Origin of the sequence: Streptomyces sp. NPDC048057, assembly GCF_040653095.1 — a bacterium.
Classification (GTDB): Bacteria; Actinomycetota; Actinomycetes; order Streptomycetales; family Streptomycetaceae; genus Streptomyces.
In genome coordinates, this window is sequence record NZ_JBEZNF010000022.1 from 1 (window position 1) to 18,955 (window position 18,955).

The following is an 18,955-nucleotide window of genomic DNA, read 5'->3' on the forward strand; positions in this document are numbered from 1 at the left end:
CACCTCCTCAAGGGCTGGACCGGCACCTGCACCACCTGCAACCGACCCCTACCCCACAACCGAACCAGACACAGAACCTAACGAAGCACTACTAGAGCACCGCGCTACAACAACCCGTCCCACATCTGTTCCAGCAGGACGGACCACCAGCTCTCCGGGGAGGCGAGCGCCGCCGGGTCGAGCGCGGCCAGGTACGCCTGGAAGTCGACCGTCCACCGGCCCGCCTGCTCCGGGTTCAGCCCGTACCGCAGCCGCCACATGTGCCCCAGCAGCGCCATGCAGCGCACGAACTCGGGCAGCCCCGAGTTCACGAACTGCGGCGTCACCGGCCGGCCGTCCGCCGGCGCCTCCACCGGGACGGCGACGATGTTCGCCGTCCCGTACTGCACGCAGATCGCCCGGCCGAAGTCACTGCCGACGACCAGGTACGAGGAGGCGTCCGCGGCCGGCTGCACCTGCCGCTGGAGCGCCAGTTCGGCCAGCGTCGGGATGACGGGCTGGGCCGGCTGCGCCCAGAAGAACGGGTTGAAGTCGATCGGCACGCCCGCGTACACGAGGGTGGTGGCGACCACCTCCGGCACGCCCTGGCGCGACACCGCCCGCTGGTCGAACCGGCAGATGCCGTGCGGCCCGAAGGCGTTCGCCAGCTCCTGCGCCAGGCCCTGCGGCGGCACCGCGGGCGCCGGCTGCACCTGCGGCAGCGGGGCGCGCACCGGCGCCGGGCGCGCCGGCCCGTCCGCGACCTGGTGCAGCTCGCCCTGGTGGGTGATGAGCTGCTGCATGCCCTGCTGGCGACCGGCGTGGTCGGTGCCGTACGGGGCGATGTTGGTGATCCGTGCCTGCGGCCAGGTCTCGCGGATCATCCGGGCGCAGTAGCCGCCGGGCAGCTCGCAGGACTCCAGCTCCGTGTGCAGCTCCAGCACCTGCGACGGGGGCACGTTCAGCGCCCGCAGCTCGTGCAGGATCTGCCACTCGGGGTGCGGGGTGCCGGGGGCGCTGCGGCGGATGAGCTGGGCCTCCGAGCCGTCGGGCGCGCGGTAGCGCAGCACGGCCTGGTAGCCGGGGCCGACCGTGGGCCGGGTCGGCTGCTGCGGATAGCCGTACGCACCGGGAGCACCAGGCGCCCCGGGTGCGGGCGGGGGCGGGCCGGGCGGCGGCGTGGCACCGGGCGCAGGGGGCGGCCCCGGAGGACGCACCGCGCCAGGCGCTCCCGGCGGACCCGGCGGCGGGGGCGCGCCGGGACCCAACGGGTTGGGGCCGGCGAGCATCGTCGCCGCGTGGTGCACTCCCCCGCCGACCGACGGGTGGGACGGCGGCGGCGTGGGCGTACCGGGCGGACCGGGAGGCGCGGGCGGACCGGGCGGTCCCGGCGGCGGGGTGTCCGGGCCGACCTGGGAGACCAGTTGGGTCGGCAGGTAGCCGGCCGCGGGCGCACCGGGCGCACCGGGCCCCGTCGGAGAAGGAGCCGAGGGAGCGGGCGGCGGGGTCGCGCCGACCGGCGGTGGCGGCGTCGGTGCGGACGGCGGCGGGGTGGGCGGCACGGAGGGGGGCGGCGTGGGCGCGGCGGGCGGAGGCGTGGACCCCACCGGCGTGGCGGCGCCACCGGACGTACCGGCACCACCCGACGTACCCATGCCACCCGACGTGCCGGCGCTGCCCGTTGGCCCGCCGGCCGTGCCGCCCGTCGCGTCGCCCGTACCGGAGGACACGTCCTGTCCCGGCCGCAACGGACGCTCGACCGCCGTGGGGGGCAGTTGGCTGCCGCCCGACATGTACGCGGTGGGCGCGTCCGCGTTCGTCCCGTCGGCGTCCGCCCCGGCCAGCGGCGGCTCGAACACGGTCGCCGGCAGCGGTACGGACCCGTCGTCCGCGCCCGCACCCGCGGCCGGAGCGCCATGGCTCGGCGTGGGCCAGGACCCGCCGCCCCGGGAGGCGTCCGACGAGCCGACCGGCGCGAAGGGATCGTCCCGGTCGGATGGGTCGGATCGGTCGGCTCGGTCGGAAGTGCCAGCAGAACCAGCAGGTTCAGCAGACGGCGACGGCGACGAGGGCACGAACGGATCGCGGCCCCCCGCCGTACCGCCGGAAGCGGCGTCGGAGCCGGACGTCGCGTCCTCGCGCCGGTCCGACGCGCCCCTGCGGTCCGCGGCCTCCTGGAGCCACTCCGGCGGCGTGATCAGGAAGGACGTCTGGTTCAGGTCGATGCGCTGGGGCCGTTCGGGCGCGGCGGGCGCCGGCGCGTCCCCGGCCGTCCCGTACTCCTCCTCGTACCGCCTGATCACCTCGCCCACCGGCAGCGCCGGCCACAGCGTGGCCTCGCCGCTGTCGCGGGCGATGACGAGCCGCTGCGCGCCGTCGTCGGAACGGACGCCGCCCTCGCGGTCCTCCGCCCAGACGACGAAGCCGAGGTCGAACTCGCGCACCTGCACCTCGCGGTGCTGGTACGCGGGCACGTCGCCGTTGACCCACTCTTCCGCGCGCTCCTGCGCCTGCGCGAAGGTCACCATCGGAGCGTCACTCCCCATCCGATCCGTCGAACACCCGGGCAGCGCCGACCGCGTCGGCCACGGGCACGGCCCGTGCGAAACCGCCGTCCACCATGAGCCCGGCCACCGTCTCCAACTCGGGCGGACTGCCCGCGAGCCGCTTGAGGAACGCGTCGAAGTCGTCGCCGCAGGGCAGCAGCAGCCGCTCCACCCGCTCCTGGGCGTGCCAGCCGTCCCGGTCGCGCCCGTCGTCGTACGGGCAGAACCAGACGGAGCCGACGGCCTCGCCCCTGACCTTGACCGCGAGCAGGCCGCCCTGGAGGAAGGCGACGCCGAGGTAGTCCTTGGTCAGGTGGTCGCGCAGGCACTTGTTCGCGTACACCAGGTCGTTGACCGCGGCCTCGTCGCGGACCGTGAAGAACGGCTGGTCGACGAGGAGGCCCAGCTCCGGGTCGAGCGCCGCGCCGACCGGGGCGCAGCCGCCGGCGGCCTTGAGGAAGGTGCGGTACGCGCCGGGGAGGCGGTAGCCCAGGTCCTCCTCCACGCCGAGCAGTTGCTGCTCGCTGACGGCGACGCCGCGGCGCGGCAGGCCGAAGTGCGCGGGCCGGGTCTCCTGGAGGGGGCGGGTGCCGCGCTTGTCCTGGTTGACGACGGCGGTGGCGAGTCCGCCGTGGTGCCGCAGCAGCGCCTTGACCTCGGCGGGGACGAGTTCGAGGCGGCGGGTGCCGGGGACGTGGTGCCAGGTCCAGCCGTGCGGGGTGGCGACGGCGGGGACCGTGTCCCACAGCTCGTGGCCCTCGGCGTGCAGCGCGGCGTTCGCGGACACGTAGTCGGTGAGGCGCAGTTCGTCGATGCCGAAGCCCTCGGGCGGGTCGGCGATCTCCGCGGCGGCGCGGGCGTACGGCGAGAAGTCCGGGTAGCCGTCGGCATCCACGCGCACCCCGCGGGGGTGGCGGGCGGCCCGTACCGGATCCGGGAAGTTCACGACCTGACCGGCGTACGCCGCGTTCGGCGGCGCTGCGGGCGCCGCGGCGGGCTCCTGGGCTCCGGGGCCGGGAGGCGCGGCTCCCGGTCCTGGCCGACCTGTCGTCATGGGTTATGCCCCCTGCTGGCTTCCGAATGTTCGGGACAGCCTATGCGGGTGGGCGCACGGGCGTCGCCCGTGCGCCGGGGGCCGCCACCCGCCGTCACGGCGCGTCACATCCGCGTGACCGAACGGCCACGGGCAGACACGTTTCATCGCCCCAGCTTCCCCCTACAGCACGGCGTTTGGCAGGCTGTTCGTTGCTCGGGGGGAGCGGACGGGAGGGGCCACCGCACCATGCACACAGCGCAACCGAATACCAAGAGCGACACGGGTGATCCTCGTCTCAGCTGGAGCAGCGACGAGGGAACGCGTGCGCCCGCTCTGCACCACCGCCGCGACGGCATCCTGCCGACGGTCGCGGCGGCGCTCTCCGTCCGCGGCCAGACGCTGACGTCCACCGCGGCCAAGGGCGACCAGGCGCCCGTGCTCCACCCGCTCGTCCAGGACTTCCTGGACACCCTCACCAGCGCGCAGCGCGAGCGGTTCACCGGGCGCTGCCCGGAGGCGATCCTGCTGTCGCGACAGCTGTCCGCGGCGGACGGCAAGCGCTCCAAGCGGGCGCAGCGCAAGCCGCTGACGTACAGCGAGGCCAAACGCGCGCTCAAGCAGGCGAAGGTGACGGCGCGCCGGATCCGGGAGGACGGCGACCCGCTGCACGGCACCTACGCGCCGCCGTGCCGCTCCTGCACGGCGATGCTCGACCACTTCGGCGTACGAGCCGTGGACCCCACCGCACCCGAGAACGGCTGACCCGCCCACCATGTCCGACGACCGCAACCACCACCACGCGAACCACAGCACCACCCGCTTCCCGGTCGGCGTCGACGCGGCGCTGCGGGAGGCGGGCTGGCAGCCCGGACGCTGGGACATCAAGCTCGCCGAGCACTGGGCGGACGCCCTGCGCGCGTACGCCTCCCCCGCCGGTCACCGGCACGTCGTCTTCCCGGCGGCGGTGGAGGCGTGGGCGGAGTTCGGCGGCCTGCGGATCGCGGCGCTCGGCCCCGGCCGGCAGACCGCACCGCCGCCGGAGATACGCATGGACCCCCTGTACGGCCTCCACCTCGCCCGCACCCTTTCGGACCTGGGCCGCGCGCTGGACACGGAGATCGCACCGCTGGGGGTGGAGGGCGAGGACCAGGCGGTGCTGGCGATCGACGTGGAGGGCCGGGTGTACAGCGTGGACCACACGGGAGACTGGTACCTCGGCGCGGACGTCGACGCCGCGCTCACCAGCCTCCTCCTGGGCCACCAGCCCCACCGCCTCACCCTCCCGAGCTAGGGCCTGGACGCGCCTGGCATCCGCGCCGTTGCTCTGCGAGAGCGCTGCCCTCCGCGGGTAATTCGTGGCTGTTCGCGCAGTTCCGCCCCCTCGGCCCCAGAGGGCCTGGGGGTACCCCCAGCGCCCCTGTTTCGCTACCCCCGTCACTTGTCCACGGGGCGAGGGCAGGGGGTTTAGGGGCGCTGGGGGTACCCCCATGCCCTTCGGGCATAGGGGGCGGAACTGCGCGACAAGCCCACCACCGGCCGGTGGAGATCGACGCTCCCGCAGGGTCACGGCGGTGGGGTCAGGGGCGCTGGGCCCCGGCTCTCTGGGGCCGAGAGGGAACTGCGCGAGCAACCGACCACAGGGGTGCAGAGGCCGACGCACTCGCGGAGCAACGGCGAGCATGCCAAGAGGTCCGGCGAGTCCCCCGGGCGGCGGAGCGCCTGCTTCGCGGGCCACCCGCACCCGGGATCGCTTCCCGCCGGGAGGCTACTTCGCCGGGAGGACCGCCGAGACGCGAAAGCCACCCACATCCGTCGGGCCCGACACGAACACCCCGCCCAGCGCCAGCACCCGCTCCCGCATGCCCACCAGGCCGTTGCCGCCGCTCGGGAGGTCGGGGGCGTGCGCGGCGCCGTCCGCGGCGTCCGGCGCGCCGTTCTCCACCTGCATCGCGACCTCCGCGTCGCGGTGCGCCAGCCGCACCCTGACCTTCGCGCCCGCCGCGTGCTTGTGCACGTTCGTCAGCGCCTCCTGGACGACGCGGAACGCGGTCTGCTCGACCTCCGGCGCGTACTCCCGCACCTCGCCCTGGACGGCGAACTCGACGACCATCCCCGCCTGCCGGGACTGGCCGACGAGCACCTCCACGTCGGCGATGCTCGCGCTCCCGGCGCCGTCCCCGGCCCCGGCCGCCGCAGCAGCCGCAGCAGCCGCCGCGCCCACCGCGGCCAGCGGCACCGCCGCCTTGCGCTCCCCCTCCGCGCCCGCCCGCAGCACGCCGAGCATCTCGCGCAGCTCGGTCAGCGCCTGGCGGCCCATGTCGCCGACGAGCGCCGCGTTCTTCACGGCCTTCTGGGGGTCCTTGAGGGCGACCGCCTGGAGCGCCGCCGCGTGCACGACCATCAGACTGACGCGGTGCGCCACCACGTCGTGCATCTCGCGCGCGATCCGGGTGCGCTCCTCGGTGCGCGCCCACTCGGCCCGCTCCTCCGCCCGGTCGGCGAGGAGGGACAGCTCCTGCTCCAGGCTGTCGGCGCGCTCGCGCAGGCTCTCCATGAGCCGGCGCCGCGCGCCGATGTAGAGGCCGAAGAGGATCGGCGGCAGCGTCATCGCGACGGCGACGAAGACCGACATCGTGGGGATGAACCAGGCGCCCGGGTCGACGTACTCCTCCCGGGGCATGTCCCGGATGTCCTTCTCCATCTCCACGTAGACCACGACGAGCGTGGCCACCAGCGACATGCCGGTGAGCGTGCCGATGATCCGGCGCGGCACGTCGGACGCGGCGAGGGTGTAGAGGCCGACGACCGTCAGCAGGTACCCCATCTGGGCGGGCGTGATCGCGACGGCCACCAGGACGACCGCGATCGGCCACCGGCGCCGTACGGTGAGCACGGAGCCGACGAGGAGTCCGAAGACCACCGCGAGGGCGGTCGGGGTGCCGCTGCGGTCCGCGAAGTACGCCCCTTCGACAGCGCACTCGACGGCGGAGGCGAGACCGATCCCCACGTCCAGCGCGATGCTCCGCCGCCGTCCCCACCACAGCCAGGTACGGGTGGTGTCGCCCGTGGCGTCCTGGTGTGCCCCCGTTGTGGTCATGTCCTCCAGCCTACGGGCGGCCCGTACCCGAATTCCCAGCAGTTTCGTCGGAGATTCGCTCTTCTGTACGGACTCTCAAGCGAACACCGTCGCGGCGGGGCCGGGCGGTACGGCATAGTGGGGGCTGCTCCGGTGATCCGCGGACATGAGATCCGCATCACCACGAGCGGCCTTCCCAGGTCGTCTAATGGCAGGACAAATGGTTTTGGTCCATTGAATGAGGGTTCGATTCCTTCCCTGGGAGCACCGCGAGGGCGGGTCCTGACCAGCGACGGTCCGGACCCGCCCTCATTTCGCTGGTAGGAGCCCTGGGTATCCTTCGGATGTCCACCACTCGAAGCCGAAGGGCATTCCCGTGAGCGCCAACCGCCCGGCAGCCGTCGTCGTCCTCGCAGCGGGTGAGGGCACCCGCATGAAGTCGAAGACCCCCAAGGTCCTGCATGAAATCTGCGGGCGATCCCTCGTCGGACACGTCGTCAGTGCGGCACGCGAGCTGGACCCGGAGCACCTGGTCGTGGTCGTGGGCCACGCCGCCGATCAGGTCGGGGCCCACCTGACGGATCGATACGCCGGTACCCGCACCGCCTTCCAGGCCGAGCAGAACGGCACCGGACACGCGGTGCGCATCGCGCTGGAGGAGCTGGGGCAGAGCGTGTCGGGCACGGTCGTCGTGGTCTGCGGCGACACCCCGCTGCTGTCCGGCGCCACGCTGACCGCCCTCGCCGCGACCCACGCCGCCGACGGGAACGCGGTGACGGTACTCACGGCCGAGGTCCCGGACGCCACCGGATACGGGCGGATCGTGCGCGACGCGGCCACCGGCGCGGTGACCGCGATCGTGGAGCACAAGGACGCGACGGCGGAGCAGCGGGCGGTCCGGGAGATCAACTCCGGGGTGTTCGCCTTCGACGGGCAGCTGCTCGCGGACGCGCTGGGCAAGGTGCGCACGAACAACAGCCAGGGCGAGGAATACCTCACCGACGTCCTGGGCATCCTGCGCGAGGCGGGTCACCGCGTGGGCGCCTCCGTGGCGGGCGACCACCGCGAGATCCTGGGCATCAACAACCGGGTCCAGCTCGCGGAGGCGCGCCGGCTGCTGAACCAGCGCCTGCTGGAGCAGGCGATGTTGGCGGGCGTCACCGTGGTGGACCCGACGTCCGTCCTCGTCGACGTCACCGTAAGTTTCGAGCCAGACGCAGTGGTCCACCCGGGCACCCAGCTGCTGGGCGCCACCCATCTCGGGGAAGGTGCGGAAGTGGGTCCCAACACCCGCCTCAAGGACACCGCCGTGGGCGCCGGCGCCCGCGTGGACAACACGGTCGCGGACCGTGCGGAGATCGGCGCCGAGGCGTCGGTCGGCCCGTACGCGTATCTGCGCCCCGGCACCCGGCTCGGCACGAAGTCCAAGGCCGGGACGTACGTGGAGATGAAGAACGCGGCGATCGGCGAAGGCACCAAGGTCCCCCACCTGTCGTACGTCGGCGACGCCACGATCGGCGACTACTCCAACATCGGCGCGGCCAGCGTCTTCGTGAACTACGACGGCGAGGCCAAGCACCACACCACCATCGGCTCCCACTGCAAGACGGGGTCGGACAACATGTTTGTGGCTCCCGTCACGGTCGGGGACGGCGCCTACACGGCGGCGGGCTCCGTGATCACCAAGGACGTCCCCGCCGGGTCGCTGGCCGTCGCCCGTGGCCAGCAAAGGAATATCGAGGGCTGGGTGGCCCGCAAGCGTCCCGGCAGCGCCGCGGCACAGGCCGCGGCGGCAGCTGCCGAGAAGCCTTCCGAAGCCCGCTGACGGGTTCTTACGAGAACTGACCGGAAACAGGTGCGCCGAACTGGGCGTACCGTGATACGTGCACACATTCGGCTGGCCCGCGATCACCCTGTCCGCGGCCAGAGAACACCTCTGAGGAGACAGTGCTGTGACCGGGATCAAGACGACCGGCGAGAAGAAGCTCATGCTCTTCTCCGGCCGCGCCCACCCCGAGCTGGCCGAGGAAGTCGCGCATCAACTGGGTGTCGGCCTGGTGCCGACCAAGGCATTCGACTTCGCCAACGGCGAGATCTACGTCCGCTTCCAGGAGTCCGCGCGCGGTGCGGACTGCTTCCTGATGCAGAGCCACACGGCCCCCATCAACAAGTGGATCATGGAACAGCTGATCATGATCGATGCGCTGAAGCGGGCCTCCGCGCGCAGCATCACCGTGATCGTGCCGTTCTACGGCTACGCCCGCCAGGACAAGAAGCACCGCGGACGCGAGCCGATCTCCGCCCGGATGATCGCCGATCTGATGAAGACGGCGGGCGCGGACCGCATCCTCACGGTGGACCTGCACACCGACCAGATCCAGGGCTTCTTCGACGGCCCGGTGGACCACCTCTTCGCGCTGCCGGTCCTCGCGGACTACGTGGCCGCGAAGGTGGACCCGGCCAAGCTGACCGTCGTCTCCCCCGACGCCGGTCGCGTCCGGGTCGCCGACCGCTGGTGCGACCGGCTCGGCGCGCCGCTGGCGATCGTCCACAAGCGCCGTGACAAGGACGTCGCCAACCAGGTGACCGTCCACGAGGTCGTCGGCAACGTCGAGGGCCGGGTCTGCGTCCTGGTCGACGACATGATCGACACCGGCGGCACCATCTGCGCCGCGGCGGACGCGCTGTTCGCCAACGGTGCGGAGGACGTCATCGTCACCGCCACGCACGGCGTGCTCTCCGGCCCGGCCGCGGACCGCCTGAAGAACTCGAAGGTGAGCGAGTTCGTCCTCACCAACACCCTGCCGACCCCCGGCGACCTGGAGCTCGACAAGATCACGGTGCTGTCGATGGCGCCGACGATCGCCCGCGCGGTGCGCGAGGTCTTCGAGGACGGCTCGGTGACCAGCCTCTTCGAGGAGCAGGCGTAAGCCACACCCGCCCACGAGAGGGCCGTGACCTGCCGTTTTCGGTGGTCACGGCCCTTTCGCGTAGACTGCTGGGGTTGCTCGGCGAGGGAGGCCGCACCGTTGTGTGCGGCGGTCCGTTATCGACGCGCTCTTCGCATCAGGCGTAGCAGGCCGGTCACGGCCGGGTGACCCAGATATCCGTCTGTTGCATGAGGAGTGCACATGTCCGAGGTGAAGCTCTCCGCGAGCATCCGCACCGAGTTCGGCAAGGGCGCCGCCCGCCGCGTCCGCCGGGACAACAAGGTCCCCGGCGTCCTGTACGGCCACGGCACCGACCCGGTCCACCTGACCCTGCCGGGCCACGAGCTGCTGCTGGCGCTGCGCACGCCGAACGTCCTGCTCTCCCTTGACCTCGACGGCAAGAACGAGCTGGCCATCCCGAAGGCCGTCCAGCGCGACCCGCTGAAGGGCTTCCTGGAGCACGTCGACCTGCTCCTGGTCAAGCGCGGCGAGAAGGTCAACGTCGAGGTCCCGGTCAACGCCGAGGGCGACCTGGCCCCCGGTAACTACCTGCTGGAGCACGTGCTGAACGCGCTGCCGGTCGAGGCCGAGGCCACCCACATCCCCGAGGCCGTCACCGTCTCCGTCGCGGGCCTGGAGGCCGGTGCCTCCATCCTGGCCAAGGACATCACGCTGCCGTCCGGCGTGACCCTGGCCGTCGACGAGGACGCGGTCGTCCTCCAGGTCCTGGCCGCCCAGGCCGAGGAGCCGGCCGCCGAGGGCGAGACCGAGGGCGAAGCCGCCGAGGCGTGATCACGCCCCGTCGTTGACGACAGGTCGCCGCTCGTGCCCCTCCCCGGGGCGCGGGCGGCGCTCCCCTTTCCCGATGGAGACGATCCGCAGATGACGACCCCCGACCCCGGTGCGCCCTGGCTGGTCGTGGGCCTCGGCAACCCCGGGCCCGGCTACGCGGCGAACCGCCACAACGTGGGCTTCATGGTCGCCGACCTGCTCGCGGAACGCGTCGGCGGTACGTTCAAGCGAGCCCAGAAGGCACAGGCCCAGGTCCTGGAGGCCCGCATCGGCCCGCCCGGTCCGGCGAGCCGGCGCGTGGTGCTGGTGAAGCCGATGTCGTACATGAACCTCTCCGGCGGCCCGGTGACCGCGCTGCGGGACTTCTACAAGGTCCCCACCGCGCACGTGGTCGCCGTCCACGACGAACTCGACATCGACTACGGCACGCTCCGCCTCAAGCTGGGCGGCGGCGACAACGGCCACAACGGCCTGAAGTCCGTCACCAAGTCGCTGGGCAGCGACTACCACCGGGTGCGCTTCGGCATCGGCCGCCCGCCCGGCCGGATGCAGGTCGCCGACTTCGTCCTGAAGGACTTCTCCGCCACCGAACGCAAGGAACTCTCCTACTTCGTGGACCGCGCGGCGGACGCGGTGGAGAGCCTGGTCTCGGACGGTTTGGAACGCGCCCAGAGCACGTACAACTCCTGAACCCGGCCCCTACAGGCCGTCGACCGCCGTGAGGTCGACGACTCCCTCGAAGGGGCCGTCCACCTTCAGCTCGTCGTGGTGGATGCCCCGCAGGACGTACGTCTTGGCCAGCGGGTCGAGTTCGTAGACCCGCACGACCGGGCGCATGCCGGTGCCGGAGCGGTCGACGAGCCAGAAGTGCGGGATGCCAGCGGCGGCGTACTTGTGCGGCTTGGAGTCCGTGTCGCGCGCCTTGGACTCCGGAGAGACCACCTCGACGGCGAGCAGTACGTCCTCCGCCGCGAAGTGAGTCACGTCGGGACCGGTGACGGCTTCGGCACGGACGACGCAGATGTCCGGCTCGGGACCGTTGCGCTTGTCGAGGACGACCGTCATCTCGCGGACCGCCTTGACGTCCTTCGGCAGCAGTGGCCGCAGTCCGTTCAGGAGCAGGTCGATCACAGCGGAATGGAAATAGCGCTGCGGACTCACGAACACCAGACTCCCGTCGATCAACTCCGTGTGCGGCGGGAGGTCGGGCAGCGAGAACAGGTCGTCCACCGTGTAGCCGTCCGGGGGCGGCACGGGCCAGCGGACACCCGACCCGGCGTCCCCTGTCGGCACGGTCGTCTCGGGGATCGGCTCAGCGGTCATCGTTCCTCCCATGGACGGGATCTTGGCCTACCCCTTCCACGGTATCGGCACGCTTCCGGCCCCGTCCTCACATCGAGTGACGGGGCCGGCAGCGCTTGACGCCCGTCAGGGCGTCGGCTGCGGCGTCAGCCGGTGTTGCGCAGGCCCGCCGCCACGCCGTTGACCGTCAGCAGCAGGGCGCGGGACAGCAGCGGGTCCGGCTCCTCGCCGCGGCCCGCCGCCTCGCGCTGGCGGGCCAGCAGGGAGACCTGGAGGTAGGAGATCGGGTCCAGGTACGCGTCACGGATCGCGAAGGTCTGCTGGAGCACCGGGTGGGGGTCCAGCAGGCGCTCGCCGCCGGTGATCTTCAGGACCTCGCTGACCGTCAGCTGGTGCTCCGCCTCGATCGTGGCGAAGACGTGCTTCAGCTCCTGCGGCACCAGCGTGTCCACGTAGTGCCGGGCGATCCGCAGGTCCGTCTTGGCGAGCGTCATCTCCACGTTCGCCAGGAAGTTGCGGAAGAAGTGCCAGTGCTCGTGCATCTCGTCGAGCACCGTGTCCAGGCCGGCCTCCCGCAGCGCCTTGAGGCCGGAGCCCACGCCGAACCAGCCGGGCACGATCTGCCGCGACTGGGTCCAGCCGAAGACCCACGGGATGGCCCGCAGCCCGTCGAGGCCCGCGCCGGAGTCCGGGCGGCGGGAGGGCCGGGAGCCCAGGTGCAGCTCCGCGAGCTGGTCGACCGGGGTGGAGGCGAAGAAGTACGCCGGCAGGTCCGGGTCCTCCACCAGCCGTCGGTACGCCGCGTGCGCCGCGTCCGAGACGGTGTCCATCGCCGCGTCCCAGCGGGCCAGCGCCTCCACGGACTGGCGGGGCGCGGTGTGCAGCGCGGACGCCTGGAGCGTGGCCGCCACCGTCAGTTCCAGGTTCTCCCTGGCCAGCGAGGGGATCAGGTACTTGTCGGAGATGACCTCGCCCTGCTCGGTCACCTTGATCTCGCCCTCCAGCGTGCCCCAGGGCTGCGCCAGGATCGCGTCCGCGGTGGGGCCGCCGCCGCGGCCGACGGTGCCGCCGCGGCCGTGGAAGAGCCGCAGCCGCACCCCGTGCCGGTGCGCCACGTCGCGCAGCCGTCGCTGCGCCCGGTGGATCTCCCACTGGGAGGTGGTGATGCCGCCGAACTTGGACGAGTCCGAGTAGCCGAGCATGACCTCCTGCACGTCGCCCCGCAGGGAGACCAGCCGCCGGTAGGACGGGTCGGAGAGCATGTCGTCGAGGATGACGTCGGCCGCGCGCAGCTCGTCCGTGGTCTCCAGCAGCGGCACGATCCCGATCTTCGCCCAGCCGCCGTGCAGGTCGAGCAGGCCGGCCTCGCGGGCGAGGACGGCCGCCGCGAAGACGTCGTCCGCGCCCTGGCACATGGAGATGATGTACGACTCGATGACCTCGGGCCCGAAGCGTTCGAACGCCTGCTTCACGGTGTGGAAGACGCCGAGGGTCTTCTGGCCGGCCGCGTCCAGCGGCGCGGGCGTGGGCGCCAGCGGCCGGCGCGAGCGCAGCTCCTTGGCCAGCAGCTTCTGCCGGTACTCGCGCGGCATGTCCGCGTACCGCCAGGACTCCTCGCCGAGCCGGTCGAAGAGCTGGCCGAGCGCGTGGTGGTGCGCGTCGGCGTGCTCGCGCACGTCCATCGTGGCGAGTTGGAGGCCGAACGCGGAGAGCGTGCGGATCGTGCGCTCCAGGCGGCCGTCGGCGAAGAGCCCGCCGCGGTGCGCGCGCAGCGACGACTGGATCAGGGTGAGGTCGGCCAGCAGCTGGGTGGTGCCGAGGTAGTCGCGGCCGGGCTCGTGCTTGGTGCCCTTCGCCAGCCGCGCCCGGGTGTTGTGCAGCTTCTGCTGGATGCAGGTGGCCTTCAGACGGTACGGCTCCTCCGCGTTGAGCCGCTTGTAGCGGGGGCTGATCTCGGGCAGCGCCGCGAGGTCGTCCTCCAGGGAGGCCAGCAGCTCGTCGGTGGCGCCGGTGTAGCGGATCGAGTTCGACAGCAGTCCGCGCAGCGAGTCGACGAGTTCGAGCGCGTCGGTGATGCCGTGCTCGTGCTGGAGGATCAGCACCTCCCAGGTGACGTCCGGGGTGACGTTCGGGTTGCCGTCGCGGTCGCCGCCGATCCAGGTGCCGAAGGTCAGCGGACGGGTGCCGGCGGGCAGCGGGGCGCCGACCCGCTCCAGCTCGGCCGCGAGGTCCTCCAGGACGTCGCCGACGGCGCCGGCGTGGAGTTCGTCGAGGTAGTAGATCGCGTTGCGGGCCTCGTCGGCGGGCTCGGGGCGGACCACCCGCAGCTCGTCGGTCTGCCAGATGAGGTCGATGTTCTCCGCGAGCCGCAGGTCGCAGCGGCGCCGGTCGGCGCCCCCGGCCGCGTCCCGGTCCAGCAGCTCCGCGATGCGGCGCAGCTTGTTGAGGACGGAGCGCCGGGCGGCCTCGGTGGGGTGGGCGGTGAAGACGGGACGGACGTTCAGGTTGCCGACGGTCTGGCGCAGGTGCTCGGGGTCGGCGTCCTTGAGGAGGTCCGCGGTGCGGGCCAGCAGCCCGCCCTCCGCGGCGCGCCGCTCGCGCATCTCCTTGCCGCGGTGCACCTGTTCGGTGACGTTGGCGAGGTGGAAGTAGGTGGAGAACGCGCGCACCAGCTTGGCCGCGGTCTCCAGGTCGGTGTCGCCCAGCAGGTGCGCCGCCGCCTCCCCGTCGCTGCGGGTCAGGGCGCGGACGCGCTCGACGAGGTCCAGCAGTTCTCGGCCCTCCTGACGGACGATGGTCTCGCCCAGGAGGTCGCCCAGTCGGCGGATGTCGGCCCGGAGTTCGGCGCTGGCCGTGGATGTCTGGTCGGCACTGCTCACAGGTGCTGCTCCTTGCGGTGTTTGAGCACGTCTGGAGGGGTACTGGAGTCGGCGGACCGCGCTGTCCGGCAGGTCCCAGGATAGGTGTCCGCCCGCTGACGCCGTCTGGAGGGGCTCTTGCCGCGCCGCCGCGCACTGCCATACTTACGTTGCCGTAGGTTACGCATCCGTAGTACGGCCCGTATGTGGATCTTCCACCCCATCTCACACCCCCCAGGGGACCTTCCATGACGACAAGCCCCGACCTCCTCGACGACGTCCCGGACGCAGCCGCGGACGGGACCGCAGAAGGGAGCGCCGAGGGGAGAGCGACGGCTGCCGGCGCCGCGGGCGCCGCGCCCGTCGACTCCGCCACCCTCGGCGGGGACGACAAGAGGTCGATCGAGCAGATCACCCTGCTGCTCTTCATCACGGTTCCCTTCCTCGCCCTGGTCGCCGCGGTGCCGCTGGCCTGGGGCTGGGGAGTGAGCTGGCTCGACCTCGGGCTGCTGGTCGCGATGTACTTCATCGGCTGCCACGGCATCACGGTCGGCTTCCACCGCTACTTCACCCACGGCTCCTTCAAGGCCAAGCGCCCGCTGCGGATCGCCCTGGCGATCGCCGGCTCCCTCGCCGTCGAGGGCCCGGTGGTGCGCTGGGTGGCCGACCACCGCAAGCACCACAAGTTCTCGGACGCGGAGGGCGACCCGCACTCGCCGTGGCGGTACGGGGAGACCGTGCCGGCGCTGCTCAAGGGCCTGTGGTGGGCGCACATCGGCTGGATGTTCGACTCGGAGCAGACCTCGCAGCACAAGTACGCCCCGGACCTGGTGAAGGACCCGGACGTGCGCCGGATCTCGCGCCACTTCGTCTTCTACACCGCGCTCTCGCTGTTCTTCCCCGCCCTGGTCGGCGGGCTGGCGACGATGTCGTGGTGGGGCGCGTTCACCGCGTTCTTCTGGGGCTCGCTGGTGCGGGTGGCCCTGCTGCACCACGTGACGTGGTCGATCAACTCGATCTGCCACGCGGTGGGCAAGCGGCCGTTCCGATCACGTGATCGTTCCGGGAACGTGTGGTGGCTCGCGGTGCTGTCCTGCGGTGAGTCCTGGCACAACCTGCACCACGCCGATCCGACCTCCGCCCGCCACGGTGTACTGCGCGGACAGGTCGATTCCAGTGCGCGGCTGATCCGCTGGTTCGAGAAGCTGGGGTGGGCGTACGACGTCCGCTGGCCGAGCGAGGCCCGCATCGACGCCAAGCGGGACACCGGCCGACGACCCGCCGGGGCCACCGACACGGCATGATGGACGACGTGGCGACGGACGGCAGCAGTAGCACGGAGAAGACCAGGTCATCGGGGCGGCGCACCCGCCGGGTGCGGATGACGGGCGCGGAGCGCCGCGAGCAGCTGCTGGACATCGGCCGGGCCCTCTTCGCGGACAAGGGCTTCGAGGGCACCTCGGTGGAGGAGATCGCCGCGAAGGCGGGCGTCTCCAAGCCGGTGGTGTACGAGCACTTCGGCGGCAAGGAGGGGCTGTACGCGGTCGTCGTCGACCGGGAGATGCGCCAGCTGCTGGACGGGGTGACGGGCGCGCTGACCGCCGGGCACCCGCGGGAGCTGCTGGAGCAGGCCGCGTTCGCCCTGCTCGACTACATCGAGCGGTACACCGACGGCTTCCGGATCCTGGTCCGGGACTCCCCGGTGGCCCAGTCGACGGGCACCTTCGCCTCGCTGATCAGCGACATCGCGACCCAGGTCGAGGACATCCTCGGCATGGAGTTCAAGAACCGCGGCTTCGATCCCAAGCTGGCGCCGCTGTACGCGCAGGCGCTGGTGGGGATGGTCGCGCTGACCGGCCAGTGGTGGCTGGACGCCCGCCGCCCGAAGAAGGCGGAGGTCGCCGCGCACCTGGTGAACCTGGCCTGGCACGGGCTGGACGGCCTGGAGCAGAAGCCCCGCTTGATAGGGCACCGCAAGAACTGACGGCTCGCGTGCGCGCCCCGGGCGGCGCCCGCCCCGGTACGGATCGGGGCGGGCGCCGCTCGTCGCGTTCAGGCCGTGGGCTTGCGGGCGACGGCGAAGATCCGGCGGAAGGGGAAGACCGTGCCGTGCGGACCCGGCGGATAGGCGTCGCGCAGCAGCTCGCGGTACTGGCCGAGGAACTCCTCCACGGCTGCCGCGTCGTCGCCGAGTTCGGTCAGGATCGGCCGCAGCGCGGTGCCCTTGACCCAGTCGAGGACGGGGTCGTCACCGGTGAGCACCTGGAAGTAGGTGGTCTCCCAGGTGTCGGTGGCGCACCCCAGGTCGGTGAGGCGCACCAGGTAGTCGGCGGGGTCGAGGACGTAGGTGTAGTCGCGGCCCCGGCCGCCGAGGCGCTGGCGCCACTGCGGCAGCCCGCACAGGGTGCCGAGGAGGGCGTGGCTGGGCGCGGTGTAGTTGCCGGGCACCTGGAAGGCGAAGGTGCCGCCGGGGGTGAGGCCGTCGATCCAGCGGGCGAAGGACTCCGGGTGGTTGGGGACCCACTGGAGGGCGGCGTTGGAGACGATCAGGTCGTACGGCTCCTCGGGCGTCCAGTGCGCGGCGTCGGCGGGACGGAAGTCCAGCCAGCCGCCGCCGCTGGTGGCGCCGGCGTGGTCCTTCTCGGCCCGGTCGAGCATGTCGGGCGAGTTGTCGAAGCCGGTGATCCGGGCGTCGGGCCAGCGCTCGGCGAGCAGCGCGGTGACGTTGCCCGGGCCGCAGCCGACGTCGGCTATGCGCGGCGCGCGTCCGCCGGTCGTCGGGAGGTCCGGAATCCGTCCCAGCAGATCCAGGAAGGGTCGGGTCCGATGCCCCGAGTGGCGCAGGTACTGACGGGGATCCCAGATGGGTGCAGTTGGCATGGTCGTGCTCCCTAGCAAGAGCGTTTGGCCGAAACGGAACGGGTCCGGCCCGTCCATGCCCAAGACTCACGCGAAATATCTCTTGACGTCAAGAGACTTCATGTCGACAGACCCTCTACACTGATCGTCATGGAGGACGAGGTCGATCGACTGGTCGCGGCGTGGCGCCGTGAGCGCCCCGACCTCGACGTGGAACCGCTGGAAGTGCTGAGCCGGGTCTCCCGGCTGGCCCGCCATCTCGATCGGGCGCGCCGCATCGCCTTCTCCGAGCACGACCTGGAGCCGTGGGAGTTCGACGTCCTCACGTCGCTGCGCCGCGCCGGCGCGCCCTATCAGCTCTCGCCCGGGCAGCTGCTCACCCAGACCCTGGTGACCTCGGGCACCATGACCAACCGCATCGACCGGCTGGCCAAGCGCGGCCTGGTCGAGCGGTTGCCGGACCCCTCCGACCGGCGCGGCGTCCTGGTGCGGCTCACGCCCGAGGGGCGGGACCGCGCGGACCGGGCACTCGCCGGGCTGCTGGCCCAGGAGCGGGCGATCCTCGTCGAGCTGTCCGGCGCGCAGCGGGCCGAGCTGGCCGCGCTGCTACGCCAGCTGACCGCCCCGTTCGACAACGTCCCCTAGGTCGACGGGGCCGACGCCCGCGCGTCTGGCCAGCGCCACGGCGGCCAGCGTCGAGTGCACGCCGAGCTTCCCCAGGACGTTCTGCATGTGCGTACGGACGGTGTGCGGCGACAGGAACAGGCGCTCGGCGACCGCCTTGCGCCCCAGGCCCGCCACCATGCACCGCAGCACCTCGCGCTCGCGCGGGGTGAGCGACTCCACCAGCCGCTCGCTCTCCGTGCGGTGCTTGCGCGCGGCCGTCAGCTCCCGCAGCACCCCGGTGAGCAACGCGGGCGGCAGGTGCGTCTCGTCCCGCAGCACCCCCCGGATCACGGCGAGCAGTCGCTGGAGCGAACAGTCCTTGGCGACCCAGCCGGAGGCGCCGGCCTGGAGCGCGAGGGCCGCGCGGTGCGGATCGTCCTTCTCCGCGAGCACCACGCAGTGCACCGCGGACTGGCCGGAACGCACCCCCGCGACGAGCGAGAGCCCGTCGAGGATGCTGACCACCCCGTGCTCGCCCTCGTCGGGGACGGCGCGCGCGACCGCGGCCCGGCCGCCCGGCGGATGGGGCGCGCCCACCCCCAGGTCGCCGTCGACGAGCATCACGTCGAACGGTCGGCCGTCGGCCGCCGCCCGCTCCAGACATCGCAGCGCGGCAGGTCCGCTGCCCGCCGCCGCCACGTCGACGTCGGGCTCGGCCGCCAGCGCGGCGGCCAGGGACTCGGCGAAGATTCGGTGGTCGTCCACCACCAGGACCCGGATACGGATCACAGACACACCCCCTGTGTCGGAGGACGGCTCGGGCGCGGATACGCCGCCCGACCGGGCTCCAGCCCGCCCGGCCGCCGCCGCGCAGTGACTGATACCCCACCCCGGGCGTCGTACCCCGCTGTCCTGTCCCCTGATCAACACCGGCCCCCACCGGCGTTGAGCATCAGGGTACGGGCGGTGAG

The 18,955-nt window shown here is 72.4% G+C and carries 16 protein-coding genes and 1 tRNA gene; 10 read left to right on the forward strand and 7 right to left on the reverse strand.

Annotated features, from left to right (window positions below; genetic code table 11):
• Positions 1-104: 104 nt before the first annotated feature.
• Both AB0E05_RS24800 and AB0E05_RS24805 read right to left on the reverse strand, forming a co-directional pair.
• A complete protein-coding gene (locus tag AB0E05_RS24800) occupies positions 105-2,507 on the reverse strand; it encodes an SUKH-4 family immunity protein (protein ID WP_361967149.1) in 2,403 nt (800 codons plus the stop codon).
• 7 nt (positions 2,508-2,514) lie between these two features.
• Positions 2,515-3,579 (reverse strand): SMI1/KNR4 family protein, encoded by a 1,065-nt coding sequence (locus tag AB0E05_RS24805; protein WP_361967151.1) that lies wholly within the window; start codon positions 3,577-3,579, stop codon positions 2,515-2,517.
• 228 nt (positions 3,580-3,807) lie between these two features.
• On the opposite strand from AB0E05_RS24805, the gene AB0E05_RS24810 reads away from it, so the two are divergent.
• Together AB0E05_RS24810 and AB0E05_RS24815 are read left to right on the forward strand one after the other, a co-directional pair.
• Positions 3,808-4,323 (forward strand): YwqJ-related putative deaminase, encoded by a 516-nt coding sequence (locus AB0E05_RS24810; protein WP_361967153.1) that lies wholly within the window; start codon positions 3,808-3,810, stop codon positions 4,321-4,323.
• Between the two features lie 10 nt (positions 4,324-4,333).
• Complete coding sequence (locus AB0E05_RS24815; protein ID WP_361967155.1) at positions 4,334-4,852, forward strand: SUKH-3 domain-containing protein; 519 nt, start codon at positions 4,334-4,336, stop codon at positions 4,850-4,852.
• Between the two features lie 474 nt (positions 4,853-5,326).
• Here the strand turns inward: AB0E05_RS24815 and AB0E05_RS24820 are convergent, their stop codons facing one another.
• Positions 5,327-6,658, reverse strand: a complete 1,332-nt coding sequence (locus AB0E05_RS24820) for a histidine kinase (protein ID WP_361967157.1) — start codon at positions 6,656-6,658, stop codon at positions 5,327-5,329.
• Positions 6,659-6,831: 173 nt separating this feature from the next.
• Here AB0E05_RS24820 and AB0E05_RS24825 point away from each other — a divergent pair.
• The 5 genes from AB0E05_RS24825 (at position 6,832) to pth (ending at position 11,049) form a co-directional block, all read left to right on the forward strand.
• A tRNA-Gln gene (locus AB0E05_RS24825) sits at positions 6,832-6,902 on the forward strand.
• Positions 6,903-7,013: 111 nt separating this feature from the next.
• Positions 7,014-8,462, forward strand: coding sequence for a bifunctional UDP-N-acetylglucosamine diphosphorylase/glucosamine-1-phosphate N-acetyltransferase GlmU (gene glmU, locus AB0E05_RS24830; protein ID WP_361967159.1), 1,449 nt, complete (start codon positions 7,014-7,016; stop codon positions 8,460-8,462).
• Between the two features lie 127 nt (positions 8,463-8,589).
• Positions 8,590-9,567 carry a ribose-phosphate diphosphokinase gene (locus AB0E05_RS24835; protein ID WP_361967161.1) on the forward strand — a complete coding sequence of 326 codons (978 nt, stop codon included), beginning with the start codon at positions 8,590-8,592 and terminating at the stop codon, positions 9,565-9,567.
• Between the two features lie 201 nt (positions 9,568-9,768).
• Positions 9,769-10,359, forward strand: coding sequence for a 50S ribosomal protein L25/general stress protein Ctc (locus AB0E05_RS24840; RefSeq protein WP_361967164.1), 591 nt, complete (start codon positions 9,769-9,771; stop codon positions 10,357-10,359).
• 90 nt (positions 10,360-10,449) lie between these two features.
• Positions 10,450-11,049, forward strand: coding sequence for an aminoacyl-tRNA hydrolase (pth, locus tag AB0E05_RS24845; protein ID WP_361967166.1), 600 nt, complete (start codon positions 10,450-10,452; stop codon positions 11,047-11,049).
• A 9-nt stretch (positions 11,050-11,058) separates the two neighbouring features.
• Here pth and AB0E05_RS24850 read toward each other — a convergent pair whose 3' ends face one another.
• Positions 11,059-11,682, reverse strand: a complete 624-nt coding sequence (locus tag AB0E05_RS24850) for a Uma2 family endonuclease (RefSeq protein ID WP_361967168.1) — start codon at positions 11,680-11,682, stop codon at positions 11,059-11,061.
• A 125-nt stretch (positions 11,683-11,807) separates the two neighbouring features.
• Positions 11,808-14,540, reverse strand: coding sequence for a phosphoenolpyruvate carboxylase (gene ppc / locus AB0E05_RS24855; protein WP_361967170.1), 2,733 nt, complete (start codon positions 14,538-14,540; stop codon positions 11,808-11,810).
• 227 nt (positions 14,541-14,767) lie between these two features.
• Here ppc and AB0E05_RS24860 point away from each other — a divergent pair, with 227 nt between their 5' ends.
• Both AB0E05_RS24860 and AB0E05_RS24865 read left to right on the forward strand, forming a co-directional pair.
• Positions 14,768-15,823, forward strand: coding sequence for a fatty acid desaturase (locus AB0E05_RS24860; RefSeq protein WP_361967172.1), 1,056 nt, complete (start codon positions 14,768-14,770; stop codon positions 15,821-15,823).
• Positions 15,820-16,503: a TetR/AcrR family transcriptional regulator gene (locus AB0E05_RS24865; protein WP_361967175.1), complete on the forward strand. Its 684-nt coding sequence runs from the start codon at positions 15,820-15,822 to the stop codon at positions 16,501-16,503. The genes AB0E05_RS24860 and AB0E05_RS24865 overlap by 4 nt, the downstream gene beginning before the upstream one ends.
• Positions 16,504-16,571: 68 nt before the next feature.
• On the opposite strand, the gene AB0E05_RS24870 is transcribed toward AB0E05_RS24865, so the two are convergent.
• The gene (locus tag AB0E05_RS24870; RefSeq protein ID WP_361967177.1) at positions 16,572-17,399 is read right to left on the reverse strand and encodes a trans-aconitate 2-methyltransferase; all 828 of its coding nucleotides are present in this window, start codon (positions 17,397-17,399) and stop codon (positions 16,572-16,574) included.
• A gap of 129 nt (positions 17,400-17,528) precedes the next feature.
• On the opposite strand from AB0E05_RS24870, the gene AB0E05_RS24875 reads away from it, so the two are divergent.
• Positions 17,529-18,023: a MarR family transcriptional regulator gene (locus AB0E05_RS24875; RefSeq protein WP_361967179.1), complete on the forward strand. Its 495-nt coding sequence runs from the start codon at positions 17,529-17,531 to the stop codon at positions 18,021-18,023.
• On the opposite strand, the gene AB0E05_RS24880 is transcribed toward AB0E05_RS24875, so the two are convergent.
• On the reverse strand, positions 17,985-18,773 hold the full coding sequence (locus AB0E05_RS24880; protein ID WP_361967406.1) for a response regulator transcription factor: 789 nt from the start codon (positions 18,771-18,773) through the stop codon (positions 17,985-17,987). The genes AB0E05_RS24875 and AB0E05_RS24880 overlap by 39 nt on opposite strands.
• Positions 18,774-18,955 lie beyond the last annotated feature (182 nt).

Coding starts and splice junctions, on each gene's coding strand:
- AB0E05_RS24800 (WP_361967149.1), bottom strand. CDS start 2,507: ATGGTGACCTTCGCGCAGGCGCAGGAGCGCGCGGAAGAGTGGGTCAAC.
- AB0E05_RS24805 (WP_361967151.1), bottom strand. CDS start 3,579: ATGACGACAGGTCGGCCAGGACCGGGAGCCGCGCCTCCCGGCCCCGGA.
- AB0E05_RS24810 (WP_361967153.1), top strand. CDS start 3,808: ATGCACACAGCGCAACCGAATACCAAGAGCGACACGGGTGATCCTCGT.
- AB0E05_RS24815 (WP_361967155.1), top strand. CDS start 4,334: ATGTCCGACGACCGCAACCACCACCACGCGAACCACAGCACCACCCGC.
- AB0E05_RS24820 (WP_361967157.1), bottom strand. CDS start 6,658: ATGACCACAACGGGGGCACACCAGGACGCCACGGGCGACACCACCCGT.
- AB0E05_RS24840 (WP_361967164.1), top strand. CDS start 9,769: ATGTCCGAGGTGAAGCTCTCCGCGAGCATCCGCACCGAGTTCGGCAAG.
- pth (WP_361967166.1), top strand. CDS start 10,450: ATGACGACCCCCGACCCCGGTGCGCCCTGGCTGGTCGTGGGCCTCGGC.
- AB0E05_RS24850 (WP_361967168.1), bottom strand. CDS start 11,682: ATGACCGCTGAGCCGATCCCCGAGACGACCGTGCCGACAGGGGACGCC.
- AB0E05_RS24860 (WP_361967172.1), top strand. CDS start 14,768: ATGACGACAAGCCCCGACCTCCTCGACGACGTCCCGGACGCAGCCGCG.
- AB0E05_RS24865 (WP_361967175.1), top strand. CDS start 15,820: ATGATGGACGACGTGGCGACGGACGGCAGCAGTAGCACGGAGAAGACC.
- AB0E05_RS24870 (WP_361967177.1), bottom strand. CDS start 17,399: ATGCCAACTGCACCCATCTGGGATCCCCGTCAGTACCTGCGCCACTCG.
- AB0E05_RS24875 (WP_361967179.1), top strand. CDS start 17,529: ATGGAGGACGAGGTCGATCGACTGGTCGCGGCGTGGCGCCGTGAGCGC.